Source organism: Pseudomonas sp. NFX5 (genome assembly GCF_049132125.1).
In the GTDB taxonomy this organism is placed as follows: Bacteria; Pseudomonadota; Gammaproteobacteria; order Pseudomonadales; family Pseudomonadaceae; genus Aquipseudomonas; species Aquipseudomonas marginalis.
Genome location: NZ_JAFMZG010000044.1, coordinates 553,573 through 577,372 on the forward strand (window position 1 = coordinate 553,573; position 23,800 = coordinate 577,372).

Genomic DNA, 23,800 nt, shown 5'->3' on the forward strand with positions numbered 1-23,800 from the left:
CGTACCATAACAATAGGATTGAACATATCCGGCGGTCCGGTGACAGCAAGGTAGCATGATGATTAATACGATCAAGGACTATATTTTATTATGCTTATTCCTAAAATGAATAAGTAATCCAGGCGAATGATGCAAGCCGGCTGCATCGGAACAGACCTCGAATAAAAACAACGGAGGGTTGCCTACCGACTATGAACATTCTCTACGATGAACGCGTCGATGGCGTCCTGCCTGACGTCGACAAACAGGCGCTGCTGCACGCCCTGCAGACTCGCTTGCCTGACCTGGAAATCCTGCACCAGCACGAAGCGCTCAAGCCGTACGAATGCGACGGACTCTCGGCTTATCGCACCACGCCCATGCTGGTGGTGCTGCCGCGCCACATCGATCAGGTCCAGGGCGTGCTTCGAGTCTGCCATGAGCGGCGTGTACCGGTGGTGGCTCGCGGCGCGGGCACCGGGTTGTCCGGCGGTGCGCTGCCGCTGGAAAAAGGCGTGCTGCTGGTGATGGCGCGCTTCAACAACATTCTGCACATCGACCCCGCCGCCCGCACCGCCCGGGTTCAGCCGGGGGTACGCAACCTGGCGATTTCCCAGGCGGCTGCGCCGTTCGGCTTGTATTACGCGCCGGACCCTTCCTCGCAGATCGCCTGTTCCATCGGCGGTAACGTGGCGGAAAACGCCGGTGGCGTGCATTGCCTGAAGTACGGGTTGACCGTGCACAACCTGCTCAAGGTCGACATCCTGACCGTCGACGGCGAACACGTGAGCCTGGGTTCCCAGGCCCTCGATGCTCCGGGTTTCGATCTGCTGGCATTGTTCACCGGCTCCGAAGGCATGCTCGGGGTGATCACCGAGGTCACGGTCAAGCTGCTGCCCAAACCACAAACCGCCAAAGTGTTGCTGGCAGCCTTCGATTGCGTTGAGAAGGCTGGCCGTGCGGTGGGTGACATCATTGCCGCCGGCATCATCCCGGGCGGCCTGGAGATGATGGACAACCTGGCCATTCGCGCCGCCGAAGACTTCATTCACGCCGGCTACCCGGTGGACGCCGAAGCGATTCTGTTGTGTGAACTCGATGGCGTGGAAGCCGACGTCCACGACGACTGCCACCGCGTGCGCCAGGTGCTGGAACAGGCCGGCGCCACCGAAGTGCGCCAGGCTCGGGATGAGGCTGAACGCGTGGGTTTCTGGGCCGGGCGCAAGAATGCGTTTCCGGCGGTGGGCCGCCTCTCACCGGATTATTACTGCATGGACGGGACAATCCCGCGCCGCGAACTGCCTGGGGTGCTGCACGCTATCGCGGCGTTATCGACCGAGTACGGCCTGCGGGTAGCGAATGTTTTCCATGCCGGCGACGGCAACATGCACCCGCTGATCCTGTTCGATGCCAATCAACCGGGCGAACTCGACCGCGCCGAAGCCCTGGGCGGCAAGATCCTCGAATTGTGCGTGAAGGTCGGCGGCAGCATTACCGGTGAACATGGTGTGGGCCGCGAGAAGATCAATCAGATGTGTGCCCAGTTCAACAGCGATGAGCTGACCGTGTTCCACGCCGTCAAAGCCGCCTTCGACCCGGGCGGATTGCTCAACCCCGGCAAGAACATCCCGACGTTGCATCGATGCGCCGAGTTTGGCGCCATGCACGTTCATCTGGGTCAGATGCCCTTCCCCGACCTGGAGCGTTTCTGATGCGCAGCGAACACCCTATCGACGCCAGCGCAGCGCTGCTGGAGCAGGTCAACCAGGCGCTGAACGACGCCACGCCGCTGCGTATCCAGGGCTCCAACAGCAAGGCGTTCCTCGGCCGCGCAGTCACCGGGGAAGTCCTCGACACCCGCGTCCACCGGGGCATCGTCAGCTACGACCCGACGGAACTGGTGATCACCGCCCGTTGCGGCACGCCCTTGGCGGAGCTGGCAGAAGTGCTGGACGCCGCGCACCAGATGCTGCCCTGCGAACCGCCCTCCTTCGGTGAGCACGCCACCGTCGGCGGCATGATTGCCTGCGGACTCTCGGGGCCGCGGCGTCCCTGGTCAGGATCGGTCCGCGACTTTGTCCTCGGGACGCGGGTCATCACCGGACAGGGCAAGCATTTGCGCTTCGGCGGCGAGGTCATGAAGAACGTCGCCGGCTACGACCTGTCGCGCTTGATGGCCGGCAGTTACGGCGCACTTGGGGTGGTGACCGAAGTGTCCCTCAAGGTCCTGCCCAAACCACGGCAAACCTTGAGTATCAGCCTGGAAATGGACACCGACCGTGCCTTGCTGCGCCTGGCGGAATGGGGGCAGCAACCGCTGCCGATCAGCGCGGCGTGTCACGATGGCCAGCGCCTGCACCTGCGGCTCGAAGGGGGTGAAGGCTCGGTGGCGGCGGCCCATGAGCGCTTGGGCGGCGAGGTGCTGGACGCTGCCTACTGGCAAGACCTGAACGAACACCGGCTGGGTTTTTTCGATGGGGATCTGCCCCTTTGGCGCCTGTCCTTGCCGCACAACACGCCCCGACTGGCGCTGCCAGGTACCCAATTGATCGACTGGGGTGGCGCCCAGCGCTGGCTCAAATCCGACGCCGACGCGAGGGTCATTCGCGCGGTGGTCGAAAAAGCCGGCGGGCATGGGACCTGCTACCACCCGGGCCTGATCGACAGTCCCTTCCAACCGCTGCCCGACACGTTGATGCGCTACCACCGGAACCTGAAGCAGCAACTCGATCCACGGGGCATCTTCAACCTCGGTCGCCTGTACGCGGAGCTTTGAACCATGCAGACCACCTTGAGCGAAGACGCCCGCCGACTGCCTCGCGCCGAAGAAGCCGAACGCATCCTGCGCAGTTGCGTACACTGCGGTTTTTGCAATGCCACCTGCCCGACCTATCAACTGCTGGGCGATGAACTGGATGGCCCGAGGGGACGCATCTACCTGATCAAGCAGGTGCTCGAAGGCAATGAAGTCACGCAAAAGACCCAGCAACACCTGGACCGGTGCCTGTCCTGCCGTAACTGCGAAACCACCTGCCCCTCTGGCGTCGACTATCACAACTTGCTCGACATCGGCCGGGCGGTGGTCGACGCGGCAGTGCAACGCCCACTCAGTCAGCGTTTGCTGCGCGAGGGGTTGCGCAGCGTCGTTCCCAATCCCGCCCTATTCAACCTGCTGATCGGCAGTGGCCAGCTATTTCGGGCATTGTTGCCCAACACCTTGCAGGCCAAGTTGCCTCGCCGCGTCTACCCGCCCAAACCGCGCCCGACCACGCGCCACGCCCGCCAGGTATTGATGCTTGAGGGCTGCGTGCAACCGAGTCTGTCCCCCAATACCAACGCCGCCACGGCGCGGGTGCTGGATCGCCTGGGGATCAGCGTCATATCCACCCGCGAGGCAGGCTGCTGCGGTGCGGTGGATTATCACCTCGACGCTCAGGCGGCGGGCCTTGAGCGCGCCCGGCGCAACATCGATGCATGGTGGCCGAGCATCGAAAACGGGGCCGAGGCCATTGTGCAAACCGCCAGCGGCTGCGGGGCCTTTATCAAGGATTACGGCCACCTGCTCAGCACCGACCCGGCGTATGCCGACAAGGCGCACAGGGTCAGTGCCCTGGCCAGGGACCTGGTTGAAGTGCTGCGCGGCGAGCCGCTGGATAAGCTCGGTGTACACAGCGACCAGCGCCTGGCGTTCCACTGCCCCTGCACCTTGCAGCACGCGCAAAAACTCGGCGGAGCCGTTGAAACCCTGCTGACAAGCCTGGGCTTCAACCTGACCGCGGTTCCCGACGGCCACCTGTGCTGCGGCTCGGCGGGCACCTATTCGCTGACCCAGCCCGAATTGTCGCGGCAACTGCGCGATAACAAGCTGAATGCGCTGGAAAGCGGACACCCAGACGTTATCGTCACCGCCAATATCGGCTGCCAGTCCCACCTCGACGGCGCGGGACGCACCCCGGTCAGGCACTGGATCGAACTGGTCGAGGCCGCGTTGCCCTCGCCAGGTACTGGAGAATCCTTGCGGCTGCACGCATCGAAGCCCCCAGCAAACTAGCCGGGGCGCAATGCCTGGATTGAATCGGCCCCCTGTGGTGAGCGGGCTTGCCCCGCGCTGGGGTGCGAAGCAGCCCCTGATGAAGACGAATGCGGTGTATCAGGCACGCCTCTGCGCCTGGTTTTGGGGCTGCTGCGCAGCCCAACGCGGGGCAAGCCCGATCACCACAACAAGCCCGCTCGCCACAGGTTTCTTTGCGCTCTCCCGGACAGGGTTCAGCCACGGCGGCCTTAAGCAAGCGTGAGGAACAATGCCGAGGTCCAGACCCGGGACTGGTCGCGTTGGCGCGCGCAGATGAACAGCGGATGCTCGCGCCCCGCGTGCAGATTGAGTGGTGCCAGCTCGATCTGCCCCTGCAGTTCACGGGGCAGCGCTTCGGCGGTGGTCCTTTCCAGGGAGACTTTCAGCTCAGCCCCTGGCAGCTCTTCGATCACCTGGGATTGCGCCAGCAGTTCTTCGCCGGACAGTTCCATCAGCACCGTCGGCGCATGCACGTAGGGCTGCGGTTCGGACGGATCGCCGACCTTGATGTAGTTGTCGATGCGGCTGCGGACCTGCAACGTCGCGCCGGCCAATTGCGACAGGTCGATTTCGATGCTGTCGGTGTCGCCGTTGGTGTCGGTGCGAAAGGCCAGGGTCGTGGCGTCCTTGCGCCATACGGTTTGCTCCGGATGATCGAGGCCCAAGGCGCGAAAACCATTGATGACCGCGCCCGTCACCCGGATTTCGCCGGTCCAGTACGCGCCGCGATAACGGTCCTTGATGCGTGCGCCCCCCAGGCGCAGCCGGATGCGTTGGGCGGAAAACCCCAGCTCCTGATGCAGGTTGCGCGACCAGATCAGTTTATCGCCGTCGAACAGGTCCACCTGCTCCCAGCCCGCCTCGCCCAGCAATCGATAGTCCAGCGTCGCATTCGAATCGGCGCTGAAGACCTCGCCCATGAAGTGCTGGCCCTGGCGCAGGCTGGCAAATGCACGCTCGCCCGTCGTGGCAAAGGTGCGACGGGCGCGAAGGGCCTTGCCGACACTCGAACGGTCGAAAGACTCGGCAATCACACCGGTCAACCCGCCGCGAGAGCCAAACACGGCCGTGGCCGGAACCCCGCCGCCGCAACGGCCCTGATGCTCATCGCTGTTCGCCGCGGCGCCGACCCGATAGCCACGCTGAAGGGCTTCGGCGTAGACCCAATGGAACTGGCCCCAGGCCGAGCCGACTTCGATCAAGCGTTCCAGCTCCGGATGGTGCCAGTCGAGGTTGCAGCGGCGCCCGCCGACATGGGGCATCATCAGGTGACCTTCCGGGTCTTTCGCATAGGCCGCGTACAGCTCGTCCACCGGCCAGGCCCCCGGTTTGATGGTGCCGGCAGTGAACTCGTTCCACTCGAACGAGCGCACCAGGCGCCCTTGATTGTCGAACGGAAACTCGGGCTTGCGATCATGCAGGAACACCACGTTACGGTCGCCGCCCGCGCAGGAGTTGCCGCACCACTCGGTGCCGGGGTAGCAGACGAAGCGGCCGGGCTCGTTGAGTTCGTGAATCAGCTTCACCGCCTGATCCCAGCGTTGCTCGGTGATATTGAAGTCGTTGGCGGTGTAGCCGAGCACATCGAGGCCGGCGACATCGCGGCCGTAGCTGAGGTTGTAGAGCGTGTCGTTGGTGCCCACGGTGTCATCGGAGTGCACATGCAGGTCGGCGTACAGCGGGCGCAATGCGCTGCCGGCCGGGTCAACCGTCACGAAGGCCTGGGCGCCACGCACGCCGGGCGCCTGCACCTCGGCGGACAAACGCCACTCGCCCACCGCCCCGAGGTCAAACCCCTCGAGCCGCACCGTCGCCCACCCTTCATTGGCCAGGGTAAACCCTTGCTGACGCTCGCCGCCTTCCGGATCAACCAGGGTCAGTACCCCGTTGAGCGGCAGGTTGCGGCACGTGTTGCCCCAGGCATCGTCGACTCGCAGCAGCACGTCGAACGCCTCACCGGCGCCGACCAGGCGCGGCACAATCAGCTGCACACTCTGCGCCGGTCCCGGCACGATGTTCAGCAACGGATCGCCGGGCACCTCGGCAAATTTCGAGCTGCCCAAGGGGTCGATAAACAGCCGGAAACGGAAGTCTTTCTCGACGAAACTCTGCACCCGTGTGCCCGCCCCGCCCTGGCGACGGTCACCCAGGCGAATAGTGATTTTGTCGCCGGGATTCAGGTAGCCGTCGATGATGTCGATGATGATCGCTTTCTGGAACGGCCGTTCGTGACCCTTCTGGTCGAAGCGCACTTTCAGGTGCTGCACGGTGGCCTGGCTCTGCCCGGGGACCAACTCGCCCGCCTGGTACTCGGCGCTGACGTAGTTGGGGCCGGCCGGGTTCGAGGTCTGGAACAGTGCCCAATCGGAGTAGAACTTGAACGCCAGTTTCAACCAGGCGCCATCCGCCAGGCCGCTGCCGCCGACCTCGTAGACCAGGGTGATTTCATCCCATTGCCCGGCAATCAGCGTGTACCGATCACAGTCGATGCTGCCGAGGAACGGGCGTTGCTTGTTGCGTTCGTAGAGGCCTTGGGGGGCCATGTAATGCCCGGCTTCGCGGGGATCGAATACGTTACTCACATGACACCTCGTGCAGTGGTCCACTGAAGGTTTGAAAGGGTTCGAAGGCAAAGGACGATGCTTACTGCACGCGCCATTTCTGGTAGTGACGCTCGATGCGCCGGAACACAAGACTCTCCATCAGCCAGGCAATCAGGCCGATCAGCACGATGCCCAGCAGCACCTGGCTGCTGTTGCCGATCTGCCCGCCGGTGGAGACCATCCAGCCGATGCCCTGGGAGGCGCCGATCATTTCTGCGGCGACCAGTGCCCGCCAGCCCTGACTGAAACCGATGCGCAAGGCCGCCGTCACGAAGGGCAATGAGGCCGGCAGGTAAACGTGGGCCAGCAATTGCCAGGGGTTGGCACCCAAGGTGCGCGCCGCGCGGACTTCGCCACTGCGAATGCTCTGCACGCCTTCCTGGATGGTCACCGCCATGGGGAACATCGCGGCAATGAAAATCACCAGCACGATGGAGACATAGCCCAGGCCGAAAATGATCATGATCAGCGGCGCCCAGGCAATCGGCGGGATCGCCATGAACAGGCTGTTGAGCGGCGAGATGAAATCGCGAAAGCGCGAAGACAAGCCGCCGGCCGTGCCCAGCACAATCGCGACAAGCACCGCCGCACAGAAGCCGCCGACTTCCTCCAGGACGCTCGCCCTGAGGTGCTGCCACAGCGAACTGTCGCTGAGCCAACGCAGCGCTTCGCGCGCCACATCCCAGGGCTGCGGCAGGATGTAGGTGGGAAAGCGGCTGGCCAGGGCCATCCAGATCAACAGCAGGAATGGCAGCGAAGCCCATCCCCAATTAGGTTTTGGCAAGGACATGACAGGCTCAGACTCAGCGCGAGGCTTTTTCCAGGTAGGCGGTATCCACGATCTGCTCGGTCTTGAGCGTGGTGTCGATAAAGCCCAGGTCGTGGGAATAATTCATCAGGCGCTGGATGAATTGGATATCCGCAGGCTGCAAGTCCGCCGACCAGCCCAATCGCGTGCGCGCCTGGGCGACGATGGCCTCCGGGGCAATGGTCTTGCCGTCAGGCCCCTGGACCGCTTCAAGCTTGAACGCCTCGGCGATGATGCGATTCGACTCGTCGGGATGCTCGTTGAGGAACGCGATGGCCTTGCGGTGCGCACGCAGCAGCTTGACCACGTCGTCCGGTCGCTCCTGCAAGGTTTTGGGCAGCGCGATCACCACGTACCACGGGTAGTTCGGCAGCGCCTGGTTGACGTCGAGCAGAATCCGGCTCGACCCGCGCAGCAACGATTGGCTGACAAAGGGTTCCCAGGAAAACGCCGCGTCGACGATACCGCGCTCCAGCGCCGCGTTCATGTTGCCGGGTGGCATGTCGATGATGTCGAGGTCCTTGTCCGGGTTGAGCCCGGCTTTTTCTTTCAGCACATAGCCGCGCAACAACACGTCCATGCCACTGCCTTTCTTGACCCCGGCAAGCTTTTTGCCCTTGAGCTGCTCCAGGCTGTTGATCTGGCTATTTGCATCGACAATCACCGCCGCCTGACCGTAATTGACCTTGGCCAGAATCCGGCTTTGCAAGCCTCGGGAGAACCATTGGTACACCGGCGGCGTGCCCACATAGGCCACGTCCAGCTCATTGGCGGCCAGCGCCTGTTGGATCACCGGGCCATCGCCCAAGGCCTTGAGGTCGACATTCAAGCCTTCCTCGCGGTAGTAACCCTGCTTGTCGGCGATCAGCGCCGGAGCGTTGGCCATGGCGAACACATACCCCACGCGCAGGGGTTTCTCTTCAGCGGCCACGGCACCTGTGCTGCTTGCCAAGGCGGCAACAGACAAGGAAAGAGCAAGCAGCGAACGTTTGATCATGGGGTTAACTCGGGTTGGCGGGTGGGGTTAGGGATGGCTTCGGCCGCGCCCATGACCTGGGAAATGCGCTCCATCAGCTCATTGCGGTAATCGAGAAAGGCCGGCAGGCGTCGTGTTTTGAGGTTGGAACGCGGGCGCGGCAAATGGATATCCAGTTCGCTATGGATACCGCCGGGGGCGATGTTGAGCACGATGACCCGGTCGGCCAGGAACACCGCTTCGTCGATGTCGTGGGTGATGAACAGCACCGTCTGACCCAGCTCGGCCCAGATCCGCAGCGTCTCTTCATTCATGCTGTTGCGGCTGATGGCATCCAGCGCGGCGAAGGGTTCGTCCATCAGCAATACGCTGGGCTCCAATGCCAAGGTCCTGGCCAGGGAGACGCGCTGCTGCATGCCGCCCGACAGCTGATGGGGCAAGCGCTGTGCAGCGTTCTCCAGGCCGACCAGGCGCAAATACTGCAACGCCTGGGCACGCTGTTGCGCCTCGCTGAGCTGCGCCGTCATCCGCAGGCCGAAACGCACGTTCTCCAGCGCGCTCAACCAGGGAAACAACTGCGGCGCCTGAAACACATACCCCAACTCCGAGCGCTCCGGGCGCACAGCGGTCTGGTTGATGCTGATCCGGCCGCTCTGGGGTTGCTGAAAACCCGACAACAGATTCAGCAACGTGGTTTTTCCGCAGCCCGACGGCCCGAGGATCGCGACGAATTCGCCCGGCTTGGCATTCAGGCTGAACGCGTTGAACACCCGATGGCCGTTGGGGTAGCTGAAACTGATGTGATCGACCGTCAGGGCGTCGGCTTGCGGTGGTGCGTAAGGCAAGGAGTCGGGCATGGCAAGTATCGTCAGGTCGTTTACAATGGGAATGCCTGACATAATACGTATTAATACAAGTTGTCCCAATAACCTATTTTTATAACCTTAGAAGTGAAGGCGCACCGCCCCACTCCTAGGCCCCTGGAAGCCGACCGTGTCCACGTCCATTCTGCGCGACAGCACCACCTCGCTCTACGAACAGATCGCCCATCGTTTGCTGGAAGAGATTCAGCGCGGCGATTTCGAACCCACCGGCAAACTGCCGTCAGAAGCCGAACTGGGCGAACGCTTTGGTGTGAGTCGCGTCACGGTGCGCCTGGCGGTGGGCAAGCTCAGCGACGACGGCGTGGTGGAGCGCAAGCAAGGCAAGGGCACGTTCGTCGCCGCGAAGCAGGTTCGGCATGGCCTGGATGCGTTGCGCAGTTTCCATGAAGCCTTGTTATTGCAAGGGCTCAAACCGAGCATGCAGGTGATCAGCCACACGCTGCAGCCCGTTCCGGAAGCCTTGATGGCGTTGTTTGAAGGCGCCCACGATTGCCTGCTGCTGGAGCGCCTGCATTTCGTGGATGATGAGCCCATCGCCCTGGGCCGCAGCCATCTACCGGCCGAGTTGGCCGGCGTGGTCTGGACAGACGTCGAGCATCAACCAATCTACTCGATCCTGGAATCGATCACCGGCCAGGCCGTCACCCGTGCCGACCTGGCCATCCGTGCGCAAGCAGCCGATGCAAGCCTGGCCAGTGCCCTGCACGTCAAACGCGGTGCCGCATTGCTGGTGATGGAACGCAGCTCTTACTTTGCCGACGGCCGTTGCTGCGACCGCACCACCTTCTTTATCCGTCCGGAACGCTATGCGTTTGTCCTCAGCGGCGTATTCAAATCCGGCCCTGCCAAATAGCGATCTGTACAGGTCATTTGAAGGGATCGGCAGACACGCGGCGCTGGGTCTTCTAGCGATAGCCCCGCGCCTGAACGTCGAACAGCTCGGCATAACGTCCACTCGCAGCCATCAGCTGGTTATGGCTGCCCTCCTCCAGAATCTGCCCGCGTTCCAACACAATAATGTGATCCGCACTGCGCACACTGGAAAAACGGTGGGAAATCAGCAGGGTCATGCGGCCCCTGGCATGCTCACGGAAGTGCTCGAACACCGCCGCTTCAGCCCCGGCATCCAGCGCGGCAGTGGGTTCATCGAGGATCAGCAGATCGGCATCCTGACGCATGTACGCCCGCGACAAGGCCACTTTTTGCCACTGCCCCCCGGACAGTTCCTGGCCTCCAAACCAGCGTCCCAGTTGGGTTGAATAGGTATGGCTCAAGCGCTCGATAAATTCCGCCGCCACGCCTTGAGTGGCAGCGCTGCGCCAGCGGGCCTGGTCGTCCAGGGCATCGACGTCCCCCACGCCGAGGTTCTCGCCGACACTCATCTGGTAGCGGATGTAGTCCTGGAAAATAACGCCGATGCGCTGGCGCAGGGTGTGTTCGTCCCATTCCTGCAGGTCGCTGCCATCCAGCAGGATGCGGCCTTCATCCGGGGTATACAGACGGGTCAGCAGTTTGATCAGGCTGGTCTTGCCGGAACCATTTTCACCCACCAGGGCCAGGCTTTTCCCCGGTGCCAGGTGCAGGCTGATATTGCGCAGCGCGGCGGATCCGGCGCCTGGGTAGGTGAACCCCACCTGCTCGCAGCGCAGGCCATCGCCAGGGCGCGCGCCCTCGGTGAGCCGGCCGCGCGGCGTGATCACCGGGGTTTCAAGGTATTCATACAGGTCCGAGAGGAACAGGCTGTCGTCGTACAGCCCGGCAATGGCGCTGAGGCTGGCGGTGATTGCGGCCTGCCCCTGCTTGAACAGCACGATGTACATGGTCATCTGGCCCAGGCTCGTCTGGCCACGCACGGTGTCGAGTACCACCCAGGCGTAGGCCAGGTAAAACGCTGCGGTGCCCAGCAGGCCCAATGCAAAGCCCCAGGCATCGCGGCGCAGCGTCAATTGGCGGTCCTCGGTATACAAGCGCTGGGCGTTGTCGCGATAGCGCTGGAGGAACAGCGGTGCCAGGCCAAACAGCTTGACCTCCTTGGCATGGGACTCGTGGGAGAGCAAGGATTCCAGGTAGTTCTGCCGGCGCGTCTCCGGTGCACGCCGGTGGAACAGGCGAAACGCATTGCCGGAAAAATGCGTCTCGGCGAAGAACACCGGCAACGCACCGACCACCAGAATCAACAGGGCCCACGGCGAAAAGTGCACCAGCAGGACTGCAAAGCTGACCAGCGAAATGAGGTTCTGCACCAACCCCAGTCCTTTGGTGACCAGGCTCAGCGGGCGTGTCGAAGCCCCCTGGCGCACGCGCACCAGCTTGTCGTAGAACTCGGCGTCTTCAAATTGCAGCAGCGAAAGGGTCTGGGCTTTCTCCAGGACCATCAGGTTGACCTTCACGCCCAGCTTCACCCGCAACAGCGACTGCTGCATCGACAGCGCCCGTTGAGCCGCCGCCAACAAAGCCAGCACACCGGCCTCGGCCAGCACGTAGCGCATCACCGGCCACACGGGGGCCTGGCTGCCGGCCGCATGAACCTGCATGGCGTGGACCACGCCATCAACGATGCGCTGTCCAATCCAGGCGGCCAGTGCGGGCAGCAGTCCGGCGACAATCGTCGCCAGCAACAGCCCCGTGAACAGTGGCCGCGAGGTTTCCCACACCAGCCCCAGTGCCCTGCGCGCCTGGGTCGAAAACGCGCTCAATCGATTGAACAGCACCATCAATGTTCCTAAAGTGGGCCGTCAGGCATCAGGATGACCGGATGCAAGACGCGTTGAGAGAAAGTCGATCAACGCCTTGAGGGCGTTCGGCATACGCTGGCGTGACAGATAGACGGCGTGGATACCAATGGGTTTGATGCGATGCTCGGGAAACAGTCGAACCAAACGTCCTTCCTTGATGGCCTGCTCGGCAGCGAAGTGCGGCAGCATCGAAACACCCGTTCCGCTCAACGCCGCGCGCACGATGATTGACGCCTCGTTAGTACTGAAGCTGCCGGTAACGGGCACCATGACGTTCTCGCCGTCAACGACGAAATGCCAGAGGCTGCGCCCGTAATAGGCGTAAGTCAGGCAATTGTGAACGGCCAAGTCTCTCACGTCTCCAGGGACTCCATGGCGCTGGAGATAGGCAGGACTGGCACAGATGAACGAATCGACTTCGCCGAGCTTCTTCGCGATAACGCCAGGGTCGAGGTGGTCAGTCACTCTGATCGCCAGATCGATACCCTCTTGCGCAAGATTGGTCATGCCATCTGCAATCTGCAAATCGATGGCGACAGCCGGGTAGCGCTGGAGAAACGCCATCAGCACATCCGTCAGGCAATATTCCGCAAAGATCGACGGTGCAGTGATCCTGAGCAATCCCCTGGGCGTACTTTCGGCTTGTGAGCCGAGCACCTTGACGTCCGTAGACAGCGCCACGAGTTCTTTGCAAATGGGCAGCAGTTGTTCGCCGGCCGCTGTCAGGCTGAGTTTGCGCGTGGTCCTGTGCAGCAGCCGTATCTCGGCCCATTCTTCCATCAATCCGATGTAACGGGTGGCCATGGCCCTGGACATATCCAGATGAGTGGCAGCCGCCGAAATGCTTCCCCTGGCGACGGTCTCAAGGAAGACTTTTGCCGCTGTCAATCGATCCATATGCTCGCCCTGCGCAACAAAGCGTCAACTATAGCCCTGTATATCTTCGAAAACTAAGCGAATACGGTAGCGCCCAACGTTCACTTGAGGTGCTTACGATGGCAACCGTATGTTTTCAATCCATTTTTGATCCGCTGTGCCGAACCGGAGCGTTTTGAATGCCTGACTCCCACGGCAAGACCCTGCGTTTGCTGTTCCCACAATGGCAAGGTGGCAACAATCCGTCCTACCACTTCGGAGCCCGGCTGCTGTCCTGGCTGGCGCCTGAACACATCGGCCCGATGGAAGAGGTCCCTGTCAGCCAGCCAGACGGCTCGGAACCGGCGCTGGAAGGCGGAATCGTCGGCCGGAGCCCGTTGCTGCGCCAGTTGCACGAGGCGCACGCGCTGATCGACAAGCATCAACCGGATCGCCTCGTCGTTCTGGGCGGCGACTGCCTGGTGGATCTGGCGCCTTTTGCCTACTTGAATGAGCGTTATGAAGAAGATCTGGCCATTCTATGGATTGATGCTCATCCGGACATTCTGACGCCCAAGGACTTCCAGCATGCCCACGCGATGGTGCTGGGAAACCTGCTGGGCGAAGGGGACCCTGACTTCCTGGAAGTCGTGAAGCGTCCGATTAAACCCGCCAATGTAATGTATGCGGGCCTGCAAAAAACGATGGCAGTTGAAACTACGATGATTGCCCGGCTGGGACTGTCGAGCGCAGGTCCCGGCGAACTGGCTCACTCCAGCGAACCCGTCCTGCAGTGGCTGACGTCGACAGGGGCGAAACATCTGGCGATCCACTTCGACCTGGACGTGCTGGACCCCACGCTGTTTCGTTCGTTGCTGTTTGCCAATCCTGAAGTTCCTGCCAGCACGTGGGACGGCATCGCTCAGGGAAAAATGACGATGGCGCAGGTGGTTCGCCTCCTTGGCGACGTGGCGAAAGTCGTCGATGTGGTTGGAATCGGCATTGCCGAACACCTGCCGTGGGACGCGTTGGCGCTTAAAAACATGCTGACCAGACTGCCTTTGATCGGCGTGCCAGCAAAGAAATAATGGGCGCTAAGACGCCACCGCCCCAGCAAAACAACTCGCTGGCACACAAGCATTGGCGGATCAGGATGCCCGCCGTTTTGGGCGCCATCAGTTGCGCGTCAAGAGCGTGTGCGGCGCAACCCCAAACGCCTTGCGAAAAGCATGGCTGAAGTGGGAGAAATCGGAAAAACCGAAATCCAGTGCGGCTTGGGAAACGCTGCGCACCTGGCCGCACTCGATAGCCGCGCGACTGGCATTCAGCCGTTCTTTCCAGATCTCCGCGACCGGGCTTTTCTGATGACGGGCGAATGCACGGGTCACCGTGCGGGTGGACACGTGGTGGGCTTGGGCGATCAGTTCGATCGACAGTTCTCGGTCGCTCAAGTGGTGCTGGATGTAGGTCATTATCCGCGCATACAGATCCAGCTCCTGGTGAGTGGTCTTCAGGTCCTGGAGTTCCAGGCTGATCACGAGCAGGTCGATTATCGTGTTGGAGTAACGATTGCAAATGCCTCCATCCTCCAGAAGCACGGGAGTGTTCGCCATGTGGCGCAGCATCTCGCGCAGCGGCACCACGCCAGGGCGGCGGTCATCCAGCACCATTGCGGTGCATTCCGCCACACGCGGCAACCGCTCGGTCAGCAACTGCCGAGGGATACGCATCAAGTGGTTTTCGCTCCCCCCCAGGCTGAATCGGAACGGTCGGGTTGCGTCATAAAGGAACAAATTACCCGCACCCAGTGTGGCCTTGCGCCCCTCTTGCTCAAGTTCGCCATACCCATTGAGGGTAAAGCCCAGCCACAGGTCGTCGGCGGGGCCACTGCGTAAATGCCGCTCGGAACGGACCCAATGGTGCAGCGGGGACGACAGCCTGGAGACATCCAACGCCCCTACGCCGGAGACCTGGAGCGTTCCGTTGAAATCGCTCTGGGTCGAGGGTTTGCTGTCAGCCATAAGACAATGGCGACACACCACTTCTTTCCAGTAATCGAAGCGACGCGGTTGCGAAACGGCAAGGGTGGAATAGTGATTGTTCTGAGCCATGGCACTCACCTTAATGCAACGACTTGAAGCAGCGACACGCTGCCGGTCGATCTTGGAAAGCAAAATTCAGACCACGCCCAGCCCTCTTTATCGCTCCTGAGCCCTGGCATCGGGCATCTGTCTTTTCCAACCAAACGGTTGTCCTGGCGAACAAAGCGAGGCGGTTCGTACCTGCCTGACTATGACCTCACAGCCTGTCCAGCCCGCTACGCCTGAACCTGAAAAAAACAAGGAGCCGCCCATGGAATCTGCGATCGACAAACACCTTAGATGCCCACGGACGTTGTCCCGCCGGGTGCCCGAGGACTACCAGCCGCCCTTCCCTATGTGGGTCGGCCGCGCTGGCGAACAATTGAAGCAGGTAGCGATGGCCTACCTGGGCGTGCAGTTTCGCGGTGAGGCGCAGCGTGAGCGTGCCCTTAAAGCCATGCGCGACATCGTCGGCAGCTTCAGCCTGCCCGACGGCCCGCAGACCCACGACTTGACCCATCACACGGACAACAGTGGCTACGACAACCTGATGATCGTCGGCTACTGGAAGGACGCCGCAGCCTATTGCCGCTGGTTGCGATCGCCGCCCGTCAATGACTGGTGGGCATCGCCGGATCGCCTGAACGACGGCCTGGGTTATTTTCGCGAAATCACCGCGCCGCGTGCCGAGCAGTTCGAAACCCTCTATGCGTTCCAGACGCAGTTGCCGGGGGTGGGCGCGATCATGGACACCACCAGCGGCGAGATCGAAGAGCACGGTTACTGGGGCTCGATGCGTGATCGCTTCCCGGCGTCCCAGACCGACTGGATGAGCCCCACGGGCGAACTGAAGGTGGTGCAGGGAGATCCGGCCAAAGGTGGCCGCGTCATCGTCATGGGCCATGACAACATCGCGCTGATTCGCTCCGGCCAGGATTGGGCTGACGCCGAGGCTGACGAGCGTTCACTGTACCTCGACGAAATCTTGCCGACATTGCAGGACGGCATGGATTTCCTGCGCGATAACGGTGCCCCCCTGGGCTGCTACAGCAATCGCTTCGTGCGCAATATCGACCTCGACGGCAACTTCCTCGACATGAGCTACAACATCGGCCACTGGCGCTCGGTCGAGAAACTGGAACGCTGGGCGGAATCCCATCCCACCCACCTGCGCATCTTTGTCACCTTCTTCCGTGTGGCGGCCGGCCTGGTGAAGTTGCGGCTGTACCACGAAGTGTCGGTCTCGGACGCCAAGAGCCAGTTGTTCGAGTACATCAACTGCCACCCGCAGACCGGCATGTTGCGTGATGCAGGTGTCGCGCAAAGCTGACACCCGGCACCGCCCCGTCCGTCCCGATTATTTTTTGGCCCTCATCTCTAGCGCATGGGGTCGGGGCCACTTTTTGACAGGCATCTGACCACGAAGTGGCACCGCGCTGAGCTGTCCTGTTCAGCCAAGCGAGTGTCCTGTTCAACCAAGCCGCAGTGGCAAAAGAGGCCTAATTTGTTCTCCATTACGACCCGGAATGATCCGACCCCGACAGTGCTGGAAGTGTTTGAACAGCCTCAAGTCTTCCCGCCGTTCATCGATGACATCAAGGAAAATCATGGCCATTATTCGACCCACGCTTGATCAACTGCAGGACCTCGCCACCCAGTTGCACATGCAGCTGACGCCGGAGCAGGCTGCGCAGTACCTGGACCTGATGCAACCGAGTTTCGACGCGTACGACCTGGTCGATGAGCTGCCTGATTTCGTTCCGCCCGTACGCTACGAGCGCAGTTCGGGCTATCGGCCCTCGGACAAGGAAAACCCGTTGAACGCCTGGTACTACCGGGCTGAAGTGAACGGGGCCCGGGAGGGCCTGCTGGCCGGCAAAACCGTCGCGCTGAAAGACAACATCGCCCTGGCAGGCGTGCCGCTCATGAACGGCGCCGCGCCCCTGGCCGGTTTCGTGCCGTCATTCGACGCCACCGTGGTCACGCGCCTGCTGGATGCCGGGGCGACGATCCTGGGCAAGGCCACCTGTGAACATTACTGTTTGTCCGGCGGCAGTCACACCTCTGACCCTGCCCCCGTGCACAACCCCCATCGTCACGGTTACGCCGCCGGCGGTTCTTCCTCGGGCAGTGCGGCGTTGGTCGCGGCCGGAGAGGTGGACATGGCCGTTGGCGGTGATCAAGGCGGGTCCATCCGAATCCCGTCGTCCTTCTGCGGCACCTACGGCATGAAGCCGACCCACGGCCTGGTGCCCTACTCCGGGGTCATGGCGATTGAAGCCACGATCGATCATGTCGGCCCCATTACCGCCAACGTGCGCGACAACGCGCTGATGCTGCAAGCCATGGCCGGCGCGGATGGGCTTGACCCGCGCCAGGCTGCGCCGCAAGTCGACGACTATCACAGCTACCTGACGAGGGGCGTGCGCGGGCTCAAAATCGGTGTGTTGCAAGAGGGCTTCGCACTGGCCAACCAGGACCCTCGCGTCGCCGAGAAAGTGCGTGACGCCATCGCCCGTCTCGAGGCGTTGGGCGCGCAGGTCGAGGCGGTGTCCGTTCCCGAGCACAACCTAGCGGGCTCGTTGTGGCACCCCATCGGCTGCGAAGGCTTGACCATGCAGATGATGCATGGCAACGGCGCGGGCTTTAACTGGAAAGGCCTCTACGATGTCGGCCTGCTGGACAAACAGGTCGGCTGGCGCGAGCAGGCCGACCAATTGTCCGCGTCGCTCAAGCTGTGCATGTTCGTCGGCCAATACGGGCTGAACCACTACAACGGACGTTATTACGCCAAGGCGCAAAACCTCGCGCGCTTCGCCCGGCAGGGCTATGACAAGGCGCTGCAGACCTACGACCTGCTGGTGATGCCGACCACGCCGATCATTGCCCAACCCCATCCACCGACGGATTGCTCGATCACTGAGTACGTGGCGCGCGCGCTGGAGATGATCGGCAACACCGCGCCACAGGACATCACCGGGCATCCCGCCCTGTCGATTCCATGCGGGCGGGTCGACGGCCTGCCCGTCGGGCTGATGCTGGTCGCCAGACACTATGCCGAAGGCACCCTTTACCAGGCTGCGGCGGCGTTTGAAGCCTCCGTGGACTGGCGCACGCTCTGAGCCGTCTACGGGCGCCGCCGGCGCCCGTAGAACAATAAGAAATCCAATGACTTTTACCACCGTGTTGACTGATAGGAGTGACCCCATGAGTACAGCTACTTCAACGCCCGGCGAAAGAGCCTGGGCATTGTTTCAAGTCCTCAAGAGCAAGGAACTCATCCCGGAGGGCTATGTCGAGCAGCTCACGCAATTGATGGAGCACGGCTGGAGCCCCGAGAACGGCGCCCGTGTGGTGGCCAAGGCGTGGGTCGATCCGCAGTTCCGGGCACTGTTGCTCAAGGACGGCACGGCGGCCTGCGCCCAGTTCGGCTACACCGGCCCCCAGGGCGAATACATCGTCGCCCTGGAGGATACGCCGACGCTGAAGAACGTGATTGTCTGCAGCCTGTGCTCCTGCACCAACTGGCCGGTCCTCGGCCTGCCACCGGAGTGGTACAAGGGTTTCGAGTTCCGCGCACGCCTGGTCCGGGAGGGGCGCACGGTACTGCGCGAGCTGGGGACGGAGTTGCCCCGGGACATGGTGGTCAAGGTCTGGGATACCAGCGCCGAAAGCCGCTACCTGGTGCTGCCGGTCAGGCCGGAAGGCTCAGAACACATGAGCGAAGAGCAGCTTCAAGCGCTGGTGACCAAAGACGTGCTGATCGGCGTCGCCCTGCCCCGCGTGGGCTGAAAACAACACCTCATCATCGTTCACTCCCGGAGTTTTGATTATGGATGGCTTTCACGATCTCGGCGGTTTCCAAGGCTTTGGAAAAGTCCCCCACACCATCAACAGCCTGAGCTACAAACAGGTGTTCAAGCAGGACTGGGAGCATCTGGCCTACAGCTTGATGTTCATCGGTGCCGACCACTTGAAAAAGTTCAGCGTGGACGAAGTGCGTCACGCCGTCGAACGCCTGGATGTGCGCCAGCATGTCGGCACCCAGTACTACGAACGCTACGTCATCGCGACCGCTACCCTGCTGGTCGAAACCGGCGTGATCACCCAGGCGGAGCTTGATCAGGCCTTGGGCTCCCACTTCAAGCTGGCGAATCCCGCCCATGCCGAGGGCCGCCCGGCGATCACGGGGCGGCCGCCCTTCGAGGTGGGGGATCGGGTGGTGGTGCGAGACGAATATGTGGCTGGGCACATCCGCATGCCCGCCTACGTGCGCGGCAAGGAAGGCGTGGTCCTGCACCGCACGTCAGAGAAATGGCCGTTCCCGGACGCAATCGGCCATGGCGATGTGAGCGCAGCCCATCAACCCACCTACCACGTCGAGTTCGCCGTGAAGGACCTGTGGGGAGATGCCGCCGATGAGGGTTTTGTGGTGGTCGACCTGTTCGAAAGCTACCTGGACAAGGCCGCCGGCGCGCGCGCGGTGAACCCATGACAGACGGCGCCCAGGCAAGCCGACTGCCGGTGACGGTCCTTTCGGGCTTCCTCGGCGCCGGCAAAACCACCCTGCTCAACCACATCCTGCGCAATCGCGAAGGCCTGCGCGTGGCCGTCATCGTCAATGACATGAGCGAAGTCAATATCGATGCCGAAGAAGTGCAGCGCGATGTCGCGCTGCACCGTGGTCGCGATGAGCTGATCGAGATGAGCAACGGGTGTATCTGCTGCACCCTGCGCGCCGATTTGCTCGAGCAGATCAGTATGCTCGCACGCCAACAGCGTTTCGATTACCTGCTGATTGAATCCACGGGGATCTCCGAGCCGATGCCGGTCGCGGAGACGTTCGCTTTCCTTGACGCTGAGGGTTTCAGCCTCAGCGAACTGGCGCGCCTGGACACCTTGGTGACGGTGGTCGACGGCAGTCGTTTCCAGGAACTGCTCGAATCGCCGCACACCATTGACCAGGATGACGCCACGCCAGACGCACCCAAGCGCCACCTGGCCGATCTGCTGATCGAACAGGTGGAGTACGCCAACGTCATTCTCGTCAACAAGCTGGATCTGATCGATGCAGCGCAGTATCAGGCCGTGCAGGCGATCCTCACGGGGCTTAACCCGACGGCGCGGATCATGCCGATGGCCCACGGTAACATCCCGTCAGCCAGCCTCCTCGGCACCCATCTGTTTGATTTACCCAGCCTCGCGGCGTCGCCGGGCTGGATGCGGAAAATGGAGGCGGCAGACGCGCCGGCCTCCGAGTCAGACACCTATGGCGTGACGTCCTGGGTGTACCGTGAGCGCGCACCTTTCCACCCGCAGCGGTTGCTCGCCTTTCTCCAGCAGCCCTGGAGCAACGGGCGGTTGCTGCGCAGCAAAGGTTACTTCTGGCTCGCCAGCCGCCACCTGGAAACCGGCCTGCTGGTGCAAAGCGGCAAGCGGTTCCAATGGGACTATGTCGGGCGCTGGTGGAACTTCATCGAGCCGTCGCAATGGCCCCGGGACGAATACCGGCTGCAGGGCATCAGGGCCAAATGGGACAGCGTGGTCGGCGACTGCCGGCAGGAGTTGGTGTTTATCGGCCAGGGCCTCGACACCGACGCGTTACAGCGCGAGCTCGACCACTGCCTGCTGAGCGCCCAGGAAATCGCCGCCGGCCCACTGGCCTGGCAGGCACTGCCGGGGGCGACCGCCTTTGACCGACAGGCCCTTGCCCGCACCCCCACACAGCCCATGGCGATTGCCCCCATTTGATCCGAGATAGAGGTGCCCCATGCTCTTTTTCAGCCGAACCAACCGCTGGGTATTGGCTCCGCTTGCCGACAGACTGGATGAGCCTGACCAGGCGAGTACACCGCTGTCGTCGAGCAACCCGTTATTGCGACGCATCCTGGCGGGCGTCGAGACATTGCTGCAAGAGCGGCGAGCCCTGAAAGCACAGACACACGCGCTGGCATTGGAAGCCACCCAATTGACCGAGCACCTGGCCCGCCGCGACGCGCTTTTGCAGGAGCAGGAAGCGCGCTGGGCACTTATCGCCCAAGGCGCAGGTGAACTGTTTTGGGAACTGCAACCGGCAGGTATGGCTGCACCCGCACCGGAGTGGGCTATGAAGTGGACAGGGTCCGCGTCGATCCCGACCCAAGGTATTGATCAACTTGGTCGCTGGAACGAGCACCTGCACGCGACGGACCGGCAACGCTTTCTCGACGCGCTGGCCCGGCACCTGGCTGATCGCAGCGGGCGAACGCCCTTTGCGCTGGACGTACGCATGGCCCTTGCATCAGACGGTGACTATCGTTGGTGCAGGATCAGCGGTGTGGCGCGCCGCGATGCGCAAGGCGTACCGGTCGCCATCGGCGGAAGCCTGCGTGACATTCATGAACAGCGCCTGCACGAAGAGTCACTCGAACTGGCGGCCACACGCTTCGAGATTTCCCGTGAAATGCTCCATGACGGGCTCTGGGACATTGAGGTGGTGGCGGGTGACCCGGCGAACCCGAACAACACCATCTGGTGGTCTTCGCAAATGCGGCGACTGCTGGGGTACACCACGGTTGAGGAATTTCCCAACACATTGGAAAGCTGGACCTCACGCTTGCATCCAGACGACAGCGCACGGGCAATCGCGGCGTTTGTCGCCCACGTCGAAGACCACAGCGGTAAAACACCCTTTGATGTCGATTATCGGCTCAAGCACAGCAGTGGCAATTACCGCTGGTTTCGCGGCCGTGGGCAGACGCGACGCGCAGAGGACGGCTCCCCGCAAAGGGTGGTGGGTGCCATCACCGATATCCATGCCCACCATGAAGAAAACAGCATGCGTGAGGCTCAGGAACACCAGCACCGAGTGATGCAGGAGACCCTGCGCAAGCTGACGCACATTGTCGCCACCATCCAGGGCATCGCCAGCCAGACCAACCTGTTGGCCTTGAACGCCGCCATTGAAGCCGCCCGCGCTGGCGACGCCGGACGCGGGTTCGCGGTGGTCGCCGATGAAGTTCGCAAGCTGGCGACCCGCACCAGCCAGGCGACCCAACAAGCGGCCGACATGATGGACAGCTAGCGCCACCGCGCCGAGTCGTGAGCAGCGCAACTATTGGCCGTACAAACCCAACAATAAGAACCAGGTATCGTTATGCGTGATTATCAAGCTGTGGCCACATCCTTCAATTACCAACAGACCGCCGAACTGGCTTTGCAAGGTGACCTGACTGCCCTGAACGCCTGCGTCGAATGCTGCGACCGGCACGCCCACGACGACGCCGTGGCGTTGTATTGCGAAGCACAGGATGGCAGCGCCGCCCAATACACATTCAGCCAATTGCAGGCCAGCGCCGCCCGCTTCGGCCATTTCTTGCGTGAGCAAGGGGTAAAACCGGGCGACCGCGTCGCCGGCCTGATGCCGCGCACGGTTGAACTGCTGATTGCCATCTTGGGGACCTGGCGGGTGGGCGCGGTCTATCAACCGCTCTTCACCGCATTTGGTCCCAAGGCGATCGAGCAACGATTGGGCTGCTCCAACGCGCGCTGGATCGTGACGGATGCGCAGAACCGTCCCAAGCTGGATGAGATCGGCAACTGCCCAAGCGTGATCGTAACCGGCGGGGGCCCGCAGAACCCCAGCGATTATCCGTTCTGGAGCATCCTGGACGGCCAAGACGTCGAGTGCGAACCGGTACTGCTGGACGCCAGCGCGCCATTCCTGTTGATGTGCACATCGGGTACCACGGGGCCGGCCAAGCCTCTGGAAGTGCCGTTGCGCGCCATTCTCGCCTTCAAGGGTTATATACGCGACTCCATTGGCCTGCAGCAGGACGACCGCTTCTGGAACCTGGCCGATCCCGGCTGGGCCTATGGCCTGTATTACGCGGTGACCGGCCCGCTGGCCTGTGGTCATGCCACGCTGTTCTACAACGGCCCTTTTACGGTGGAGAGTACGTGCCGAGTCATTGCCAAGTACGCCATCAGCAATCTGGCCGGCTCCCCAACGGCGTACCGCCTGCTGATCGCCGAGGGGGCAACGTTCGCCGACGCCGTGCGCGGCTGCCTGCGTGCCGTCAGCAGTGCCGGCGAGCCGCTCAACCCACACGTGATCCGCTGGTTTGCCGAGCAACTCGGCGTGACCATTCACGATCATTACGGCCAGACGGAAATCGGCATGGTGTTGTGCAATCACCATGGTTTGCGTCACCCGGTCCGTGAGGGCTCGGCGGGTTATGCGGTGCCCGGCTACCGCATCGTCGTACTGGACGACGCGCATCGGGAATTGCCGGCGGGTCAGCCGGGCGTCCTGGCGGTGGATCGCGAACGCTCGCCCCTGTGCTGGTTCGACGGCTACCTGGGTATGCCCACCCGGGCCTTTGTGGGGCGCTATTACCTCAGCGGCGACAGTGTGGAGCTGAATGACGACGGCAGTATCAGCTTCGTCGGCCGCAACGATGATGTGATCACCACGTCCGGCTACCGCGTCGGGCCGTTCGACGTCGAGAGCGCGCTGATCGAACACCCGGCGGTGATCGAGGCGGCGGTGATCGGCAAGCCCGACCCGCAACGCACCGAGCTGATCAAAGCCTTTGTCGTGCTCGACAGCCAGTACCAGCCCAGCGCCGAGCTGGCCGAAGTACTGCGCCTGCATGTAAGGCAGCGCCTGGCCGCCCATGCCTATCCCCGGGAAGTGGAGTTCGTCGAGCAACTCCCCAAGACCCCCAGTGGCAAGTTGCAGCGCTTTATCCTGCGCAATCAGGAAATTGCCCGGCAGCAGGCGCCCGGGACATGAACCCGTGGCCGGCGTGCCGGAGCGCCAGGCG

18 protein-coding genes and 2 pseudogenes are annotated in these 23,800 nt (G+C 62.4%); 13 read left to right on the forward strand and 7 right to left on the reverse strand.

Annotated features, from left to right (window positions below; all coding sequences use genetic code 11):
* Window positions 1–191: 191 nt before the first annotated feature.
* From glcD to glcF, 3 genes are read left to right on the forward strand one after another with little or no spacing between them, the layout of a single operon-like run.
* Window positions 192–1,691 (forward strand): glycolate oxidase subunit GlcD, encoded by a 1,500-nt coding sequence (gene glcD, locus J1N02_RS30560; RefSeq protein ID WP_421148216.1) that lies wholly within the window; start codon window positions 192–194, stop codon window positions 1,689–1,691.
* Window positions 1,691–2,755, forward strand: coding sequence for a glycolate oxidase subunit GlcE (gene glcE / locus J1N02_RS30565; protein ID WP_421148217.1), 1,065 nt, complete (start codon window positions 1,691–1,693; stop codon window positions 2,753–2,755). Before glcD ends, glcE begins: the two co-directional genes overlap by 1 nt.
* Window positions 2,756–2,758: 3 nt before the next feature.
* Entirely contained in the window at window positions 2,759–4,030 is a 1,272-nt protein-coding gene (glcF, locus tag J1N02_RS30570) for a glycolate oxidase subunit GlcF (protein WP_092358118.1), read from the forward strand.
* A gap of 230 nt (window positions 4,031–4,260) precedes the next feature.
* Here glcF and J1N02_RS30575 read toward each other — a convergent pair whose 3' ends face one another.
* The 4 genes from J1N02_RS30575 to J1N02_RS30590 all read right to left on the reverse strand — a co-directional run bounded on the left by J1N02_RS30575 (window position 4,261) and on the right by J1N02_RS30590 (window position 9,295).
* Window positions 4,261–6,633: a hypothetical protein gene (locus J1N02_RS30575; protein WP_421148218.1), complete on the reverse strand. Its 2,373-nt coding sequence runs from the start codon at window positions 6,631–6,633 to the stop codon at window positions 4,261–4,263.
* Window positions 6,634–6,694: 61 nt separating this feature from the next.
* On the reverse strand, window positions 6,695–7,444 hold the full coding sequence (locus tag J1N02_RS30580) for an ABC transporter permease (RefSeq protein WP_027605709.1): 750 nt from the start codon (window positions 7,442–7,444) through the stop codon (window positions 6,695–6,697).
* Window positions 7,445–7,457: 13 nt separating this feature from the next.
* Window positions 7,458–8,459 (reverse strand): ABC transporter substrate-binding protein, encoded by a 1,002-nt coding sequence (locus J1N02_RS30585; protein WP_027605708.1) that lies wholly within the window; start codon window positions 8,457–8,459, stop codon window positions 7,458–7,460.
* Entirely contained in the window at window positions 8,456–9,295 is an 840-nt protein-coding gene (locus J1N02_RS30590) for an ABC transporter ATP-binding protein (RefSeq protein ID WP_141155037.1), read from the reverse strand. The genes J1N02_RS30585 and J1N02_RS30590 overlap by 4 nt, the downstream gene beginning before the upstream one ends.
* A gap of 136 nt (window positions 9,296–9,431) precedes the next feature.
* Between J1N02_RS30590 and J1N02_RS30595 the strand changes: the two genes are divergently transcribed.
* The gene (locus J1N02_RS30595) at window positions 9,432–10,175 is read left to right on the forward strand and encodes a GntR family transcriptional regulator (protein WP_108574450.1); all 744 of its coding nucleotides are present in this window, start codon (window positions 9,432–9,434) and stop codon (window positions 10,173–10,175) included.
* 52 nt (window positions 10,176–10,227) lie between these two features.
* On the opposite strand, the gene J1N02_RS30600 is transcribed toward J1N02_RS30595, so the two are convergent.
* On the reverse strand, window positions 10,228–12,036 hold the full coding sequence (locus tag J1N02_RS30600) for an ABC transporter ATP-binding protein (RefSeq protein ID WP_108574451.1): 1,809 nt from the start codon (window positions 12,034–12,036) through the stop codon (window positions 10,228–10,230).
* Window positions 12,037–12,057: 21 nt separating this feature from the next.
* The gene (locus J1N02_RS30605) at window positions 12,058–12,954 is read right to left on the reverse strand and encodes a LysR family transcriptional regulator (RefSeq protein WP_098479609.1); all 897 of its coding nucleotides are present in this window, start codon (window positions 12,952–12,954) and stop codon (window positions 12,058–12,060) included.
* 158 nt (window positions 12,955–13,112) lie between these two features.
* On the opposite strand from J1N02_RS30605, the gene J1N02_RS30610 reads away from it, so the two are divergent.
* Window positions 13,113–14,000, forward strand: a complete 888-nt coding sequence (locus J1N02_RS30610) for an arginase family protein (protein WP_405125871.1) — start codon at window positions 13,113–13,115, stop codon at window positions 13,998–14,000.
* A gap of 87 nt (window positions 14,001–14,087) precedes the next feature.
* On the opposite strand, the gene J1N02_RS30615 is transcribed toward J1N02_RS30610, so the two are convergent.
* Window positions 14,088–15,023, reverse strand: coding sequence for a helix-turn-helix domain-containing protein (locus J1N02_RS30615; protein WP_098479611.1), 936 nt, complete (start codon window positions 15,021–15,023; stop codon window positions 14,088–14,090).
* A gap of 241 nt (window positions 15,024–15,264) precedes the next feature.
* On the opposite strand from J1N02_RS30615, the gene J1N02_RS30620 reads away from it, so the two are divergent.
* The 8 genes and pseudogenes from J1N02_RS30620 to J1N02_RS30655 all read left to right on the forward strand — a co-directional run bounded on the left by J1N02_RS30620 (window position 15,265) and on the right by J1N02_RS30655 (window position 23,769).
* Window positions 15,265–16,323 carry a phenylacetaldoxime dehydratase family protein gene (locus J1N02_RS30620; protein ID WP_092358134.1) on the forward strand — a complete coding sequence of 353 codons (1,059 nt, stop codon included), beginning with the start codon at window positions 15,265–15,267 and terminating at the stop codon, window positions 16,321–16,323.
* Between the two features lie 277 nt (window positions 16,324–16,600).
* Window positions 16,601–18,115 carry an amidase gene (locus J1N02_RS30625; RefSeq protein ID WP_027605700.1) on the forward strand — a complete coding sequence of 505 codons (1,515 nt, stop codon included), beginning with the start codon at window positions 16,601–16,603 and terminating at the stop codon, window positions 18,113–18,115.
* 85 nt (window positions 18,116–18,200) lie between these two features.
* On the forward strand, window positions 18,201–18,785 hold the full coding sequence (gene nthA, locus J1N02_RS30630; protein ID WP_065941365.1) for a nitrile hydratase subunit alpha: 585 nt from the start codon (window positions 18,201–18,203) through the stop codon (window positions 18,783–18,785).
* A 40-nt stretch (window positions 18,786–18,825) separates the two neighbouring features.
* Window positions 18,826–19,488 (forward strand): nitrile hydratase subunit beta, encoded by a 663-nt coding sequence (nthB, locus tag J1N02_RS30635; protein ID WP_108574453.1) that lies wholly within the window; start codon window positions 18,826–18,828, stop codon window positions 19,486–19,488.
* Entirely contained in the window at window positions 19,485–20,744 is a 1,260-nt protein-coding gene (locus J1N02_RS30640) for a GTP-binding protein (protein ID WP_421148219.1), read from the forward strand. The genes nthB and J1N02_RS30640 overlap by 4 nt, the downstream gene beginning before the upstream one ends.
* Before the next feature lie 355 nt (window positions 20,745–21,099).
* A pseudogene (locus J1N02_RS30645) lies at window positions 21,100–21,777 on the forward strand (PAS domain-containing protein); the annotation flags it as partial.
* 15 nt (window positions 21,778–21,792) lie between these two features.
* Window positions 21,793–22,032, forward strand: a pseudogene (locus J1N02_RS30650) (methyl-accepting chemotaxis protein); the annotation flags it as partial.
* Between the two features lie 96 nt (window positions 22,033–22,128).
* Entirely contained in the window at window positions 22,129–23,769 is a 1,641-nt protein-coding gene (locus J1N02_RS30655; RefSeq protein ID WP_421148220.1) for an AMP-binding protein, read from the forward strand.
* The last annotated feature ends 31 nt before the right edge of the window (window positions 23,770–23,800 follow it).

Excerpts from the sequence above, each read along its gene's own strand:
- glcD (WP_421148216.1), top strand. The coding sequence starts at position 192 with ATGAACATTCTCTACGATGAACGCGTCGATGGCGTCCTGCCTGACGTC.
- glcE (WP_421148217.1), top strand. The coding sequence starts at position 1,691 with ATGCGCAGCGAACACCCTATCGACGCCAGCGCAGCGCTGCTGGAGCAG.
- glcF (WP_092358118.1), top strand. The coding sequence starts at position 2,759 with ATGCAGACCACCTTGAGCGAAGACGCCCGCCGACTGCCTCGCGCCGAA.
- J1N02_RS30580 (WP_027605709.1), bottom strand. The coding sequence starts at position 7,444 with ATGTCCTTGCCAAAACCTAATTGGGGATGGGCTTCGCTGCCATTCCTG.
- J1N02_RS30585 (WP_027605708.1), bottom strand. The coding sequence starts at position 8,459 with ATGATCAAACGTTCGCTGCTTGCTCTTTCCTTGTCTGTTGCCGCCTTG.
- J1N02_RS30590 (WP_141155037.1), bottom strand. The coding sequence starts at position 9,295 with ATGCCCGACTCCTTGCCTTACGCACCACCGCAAGCCGACGCCCTGACG.
- J1N02_RS30600 (WP_108574451.1), bottom strand. The coding sequence starts at position 12,036 with ATGGTGCTGTTCAATCGATTGAGCGCGTTTTCGACCCAGGCGCGCAGG.
- J1N02_RS30605 (WP_098479609.1), bottom strand. The coding sequence starts at position 12,954 with ATGGATCGATTGACAGCGGCAAAAGTCTTCCTTGAGACCGTCGCCAGG.
- J1N02_RS30610 (WP_405125871.1), top strand. The coding sequence starts at position 13,113 with ATGCCTGACTCCCACGGCAAGACCCTGCGTTTGCTGTTCCCACAATGG.
- J1N02_RS30615 (WP_098479611.1), bottom strand. The coding sequence starts at position 15,023 with ATGGCTCAGAACAATCACTATTCCACCCTTGCCGTTTCGCAACCGCGT.
- J1N02_RS30620 (WP_092358134.1), top strand. The coding sequence starts at position 15,265 with ATGGAATCTGCGATCGACAAACACCTTAGATGCCCACGGACGTTGTCC.
- J1N02_RS30625 (WP_027605700.1), top strand. The coding sequence starts at position 16,601 with ATGGCCATTATTCGACCCACGCTTGATCAACTGCAGGACCTCGCCACC.
- nthA (WP_065941365.1), top strand. The coding sequence starts at position 18,201 with ATGAGTACAGCTACTTCAACGCCCGGCGAAAGAGCCTGGGCATTGTTT.
- nthB (WP_108574453.1), top strand. The coding sequence starts at position 18,826 with ATGGATGGCTTTCACGATCTCGGCGGTTTCCAAGGCTTTGGAAAAGTC.
- J1N02_RS30640 (WP_421148219.1), top strand. The coding sequence starts at position 19,485 with ATGACAGACGGCGCCCAGGCAAGCCGACTGCCGGTGACGGTCCTTTCG.
- J1N02_RS30655 (WP_421148220.1), top strand. The coding sequence starts at position 22,129 with ATGCGTGATTATCAAGCTGTGGCCACATCCTTCAATTACCAACAGACC.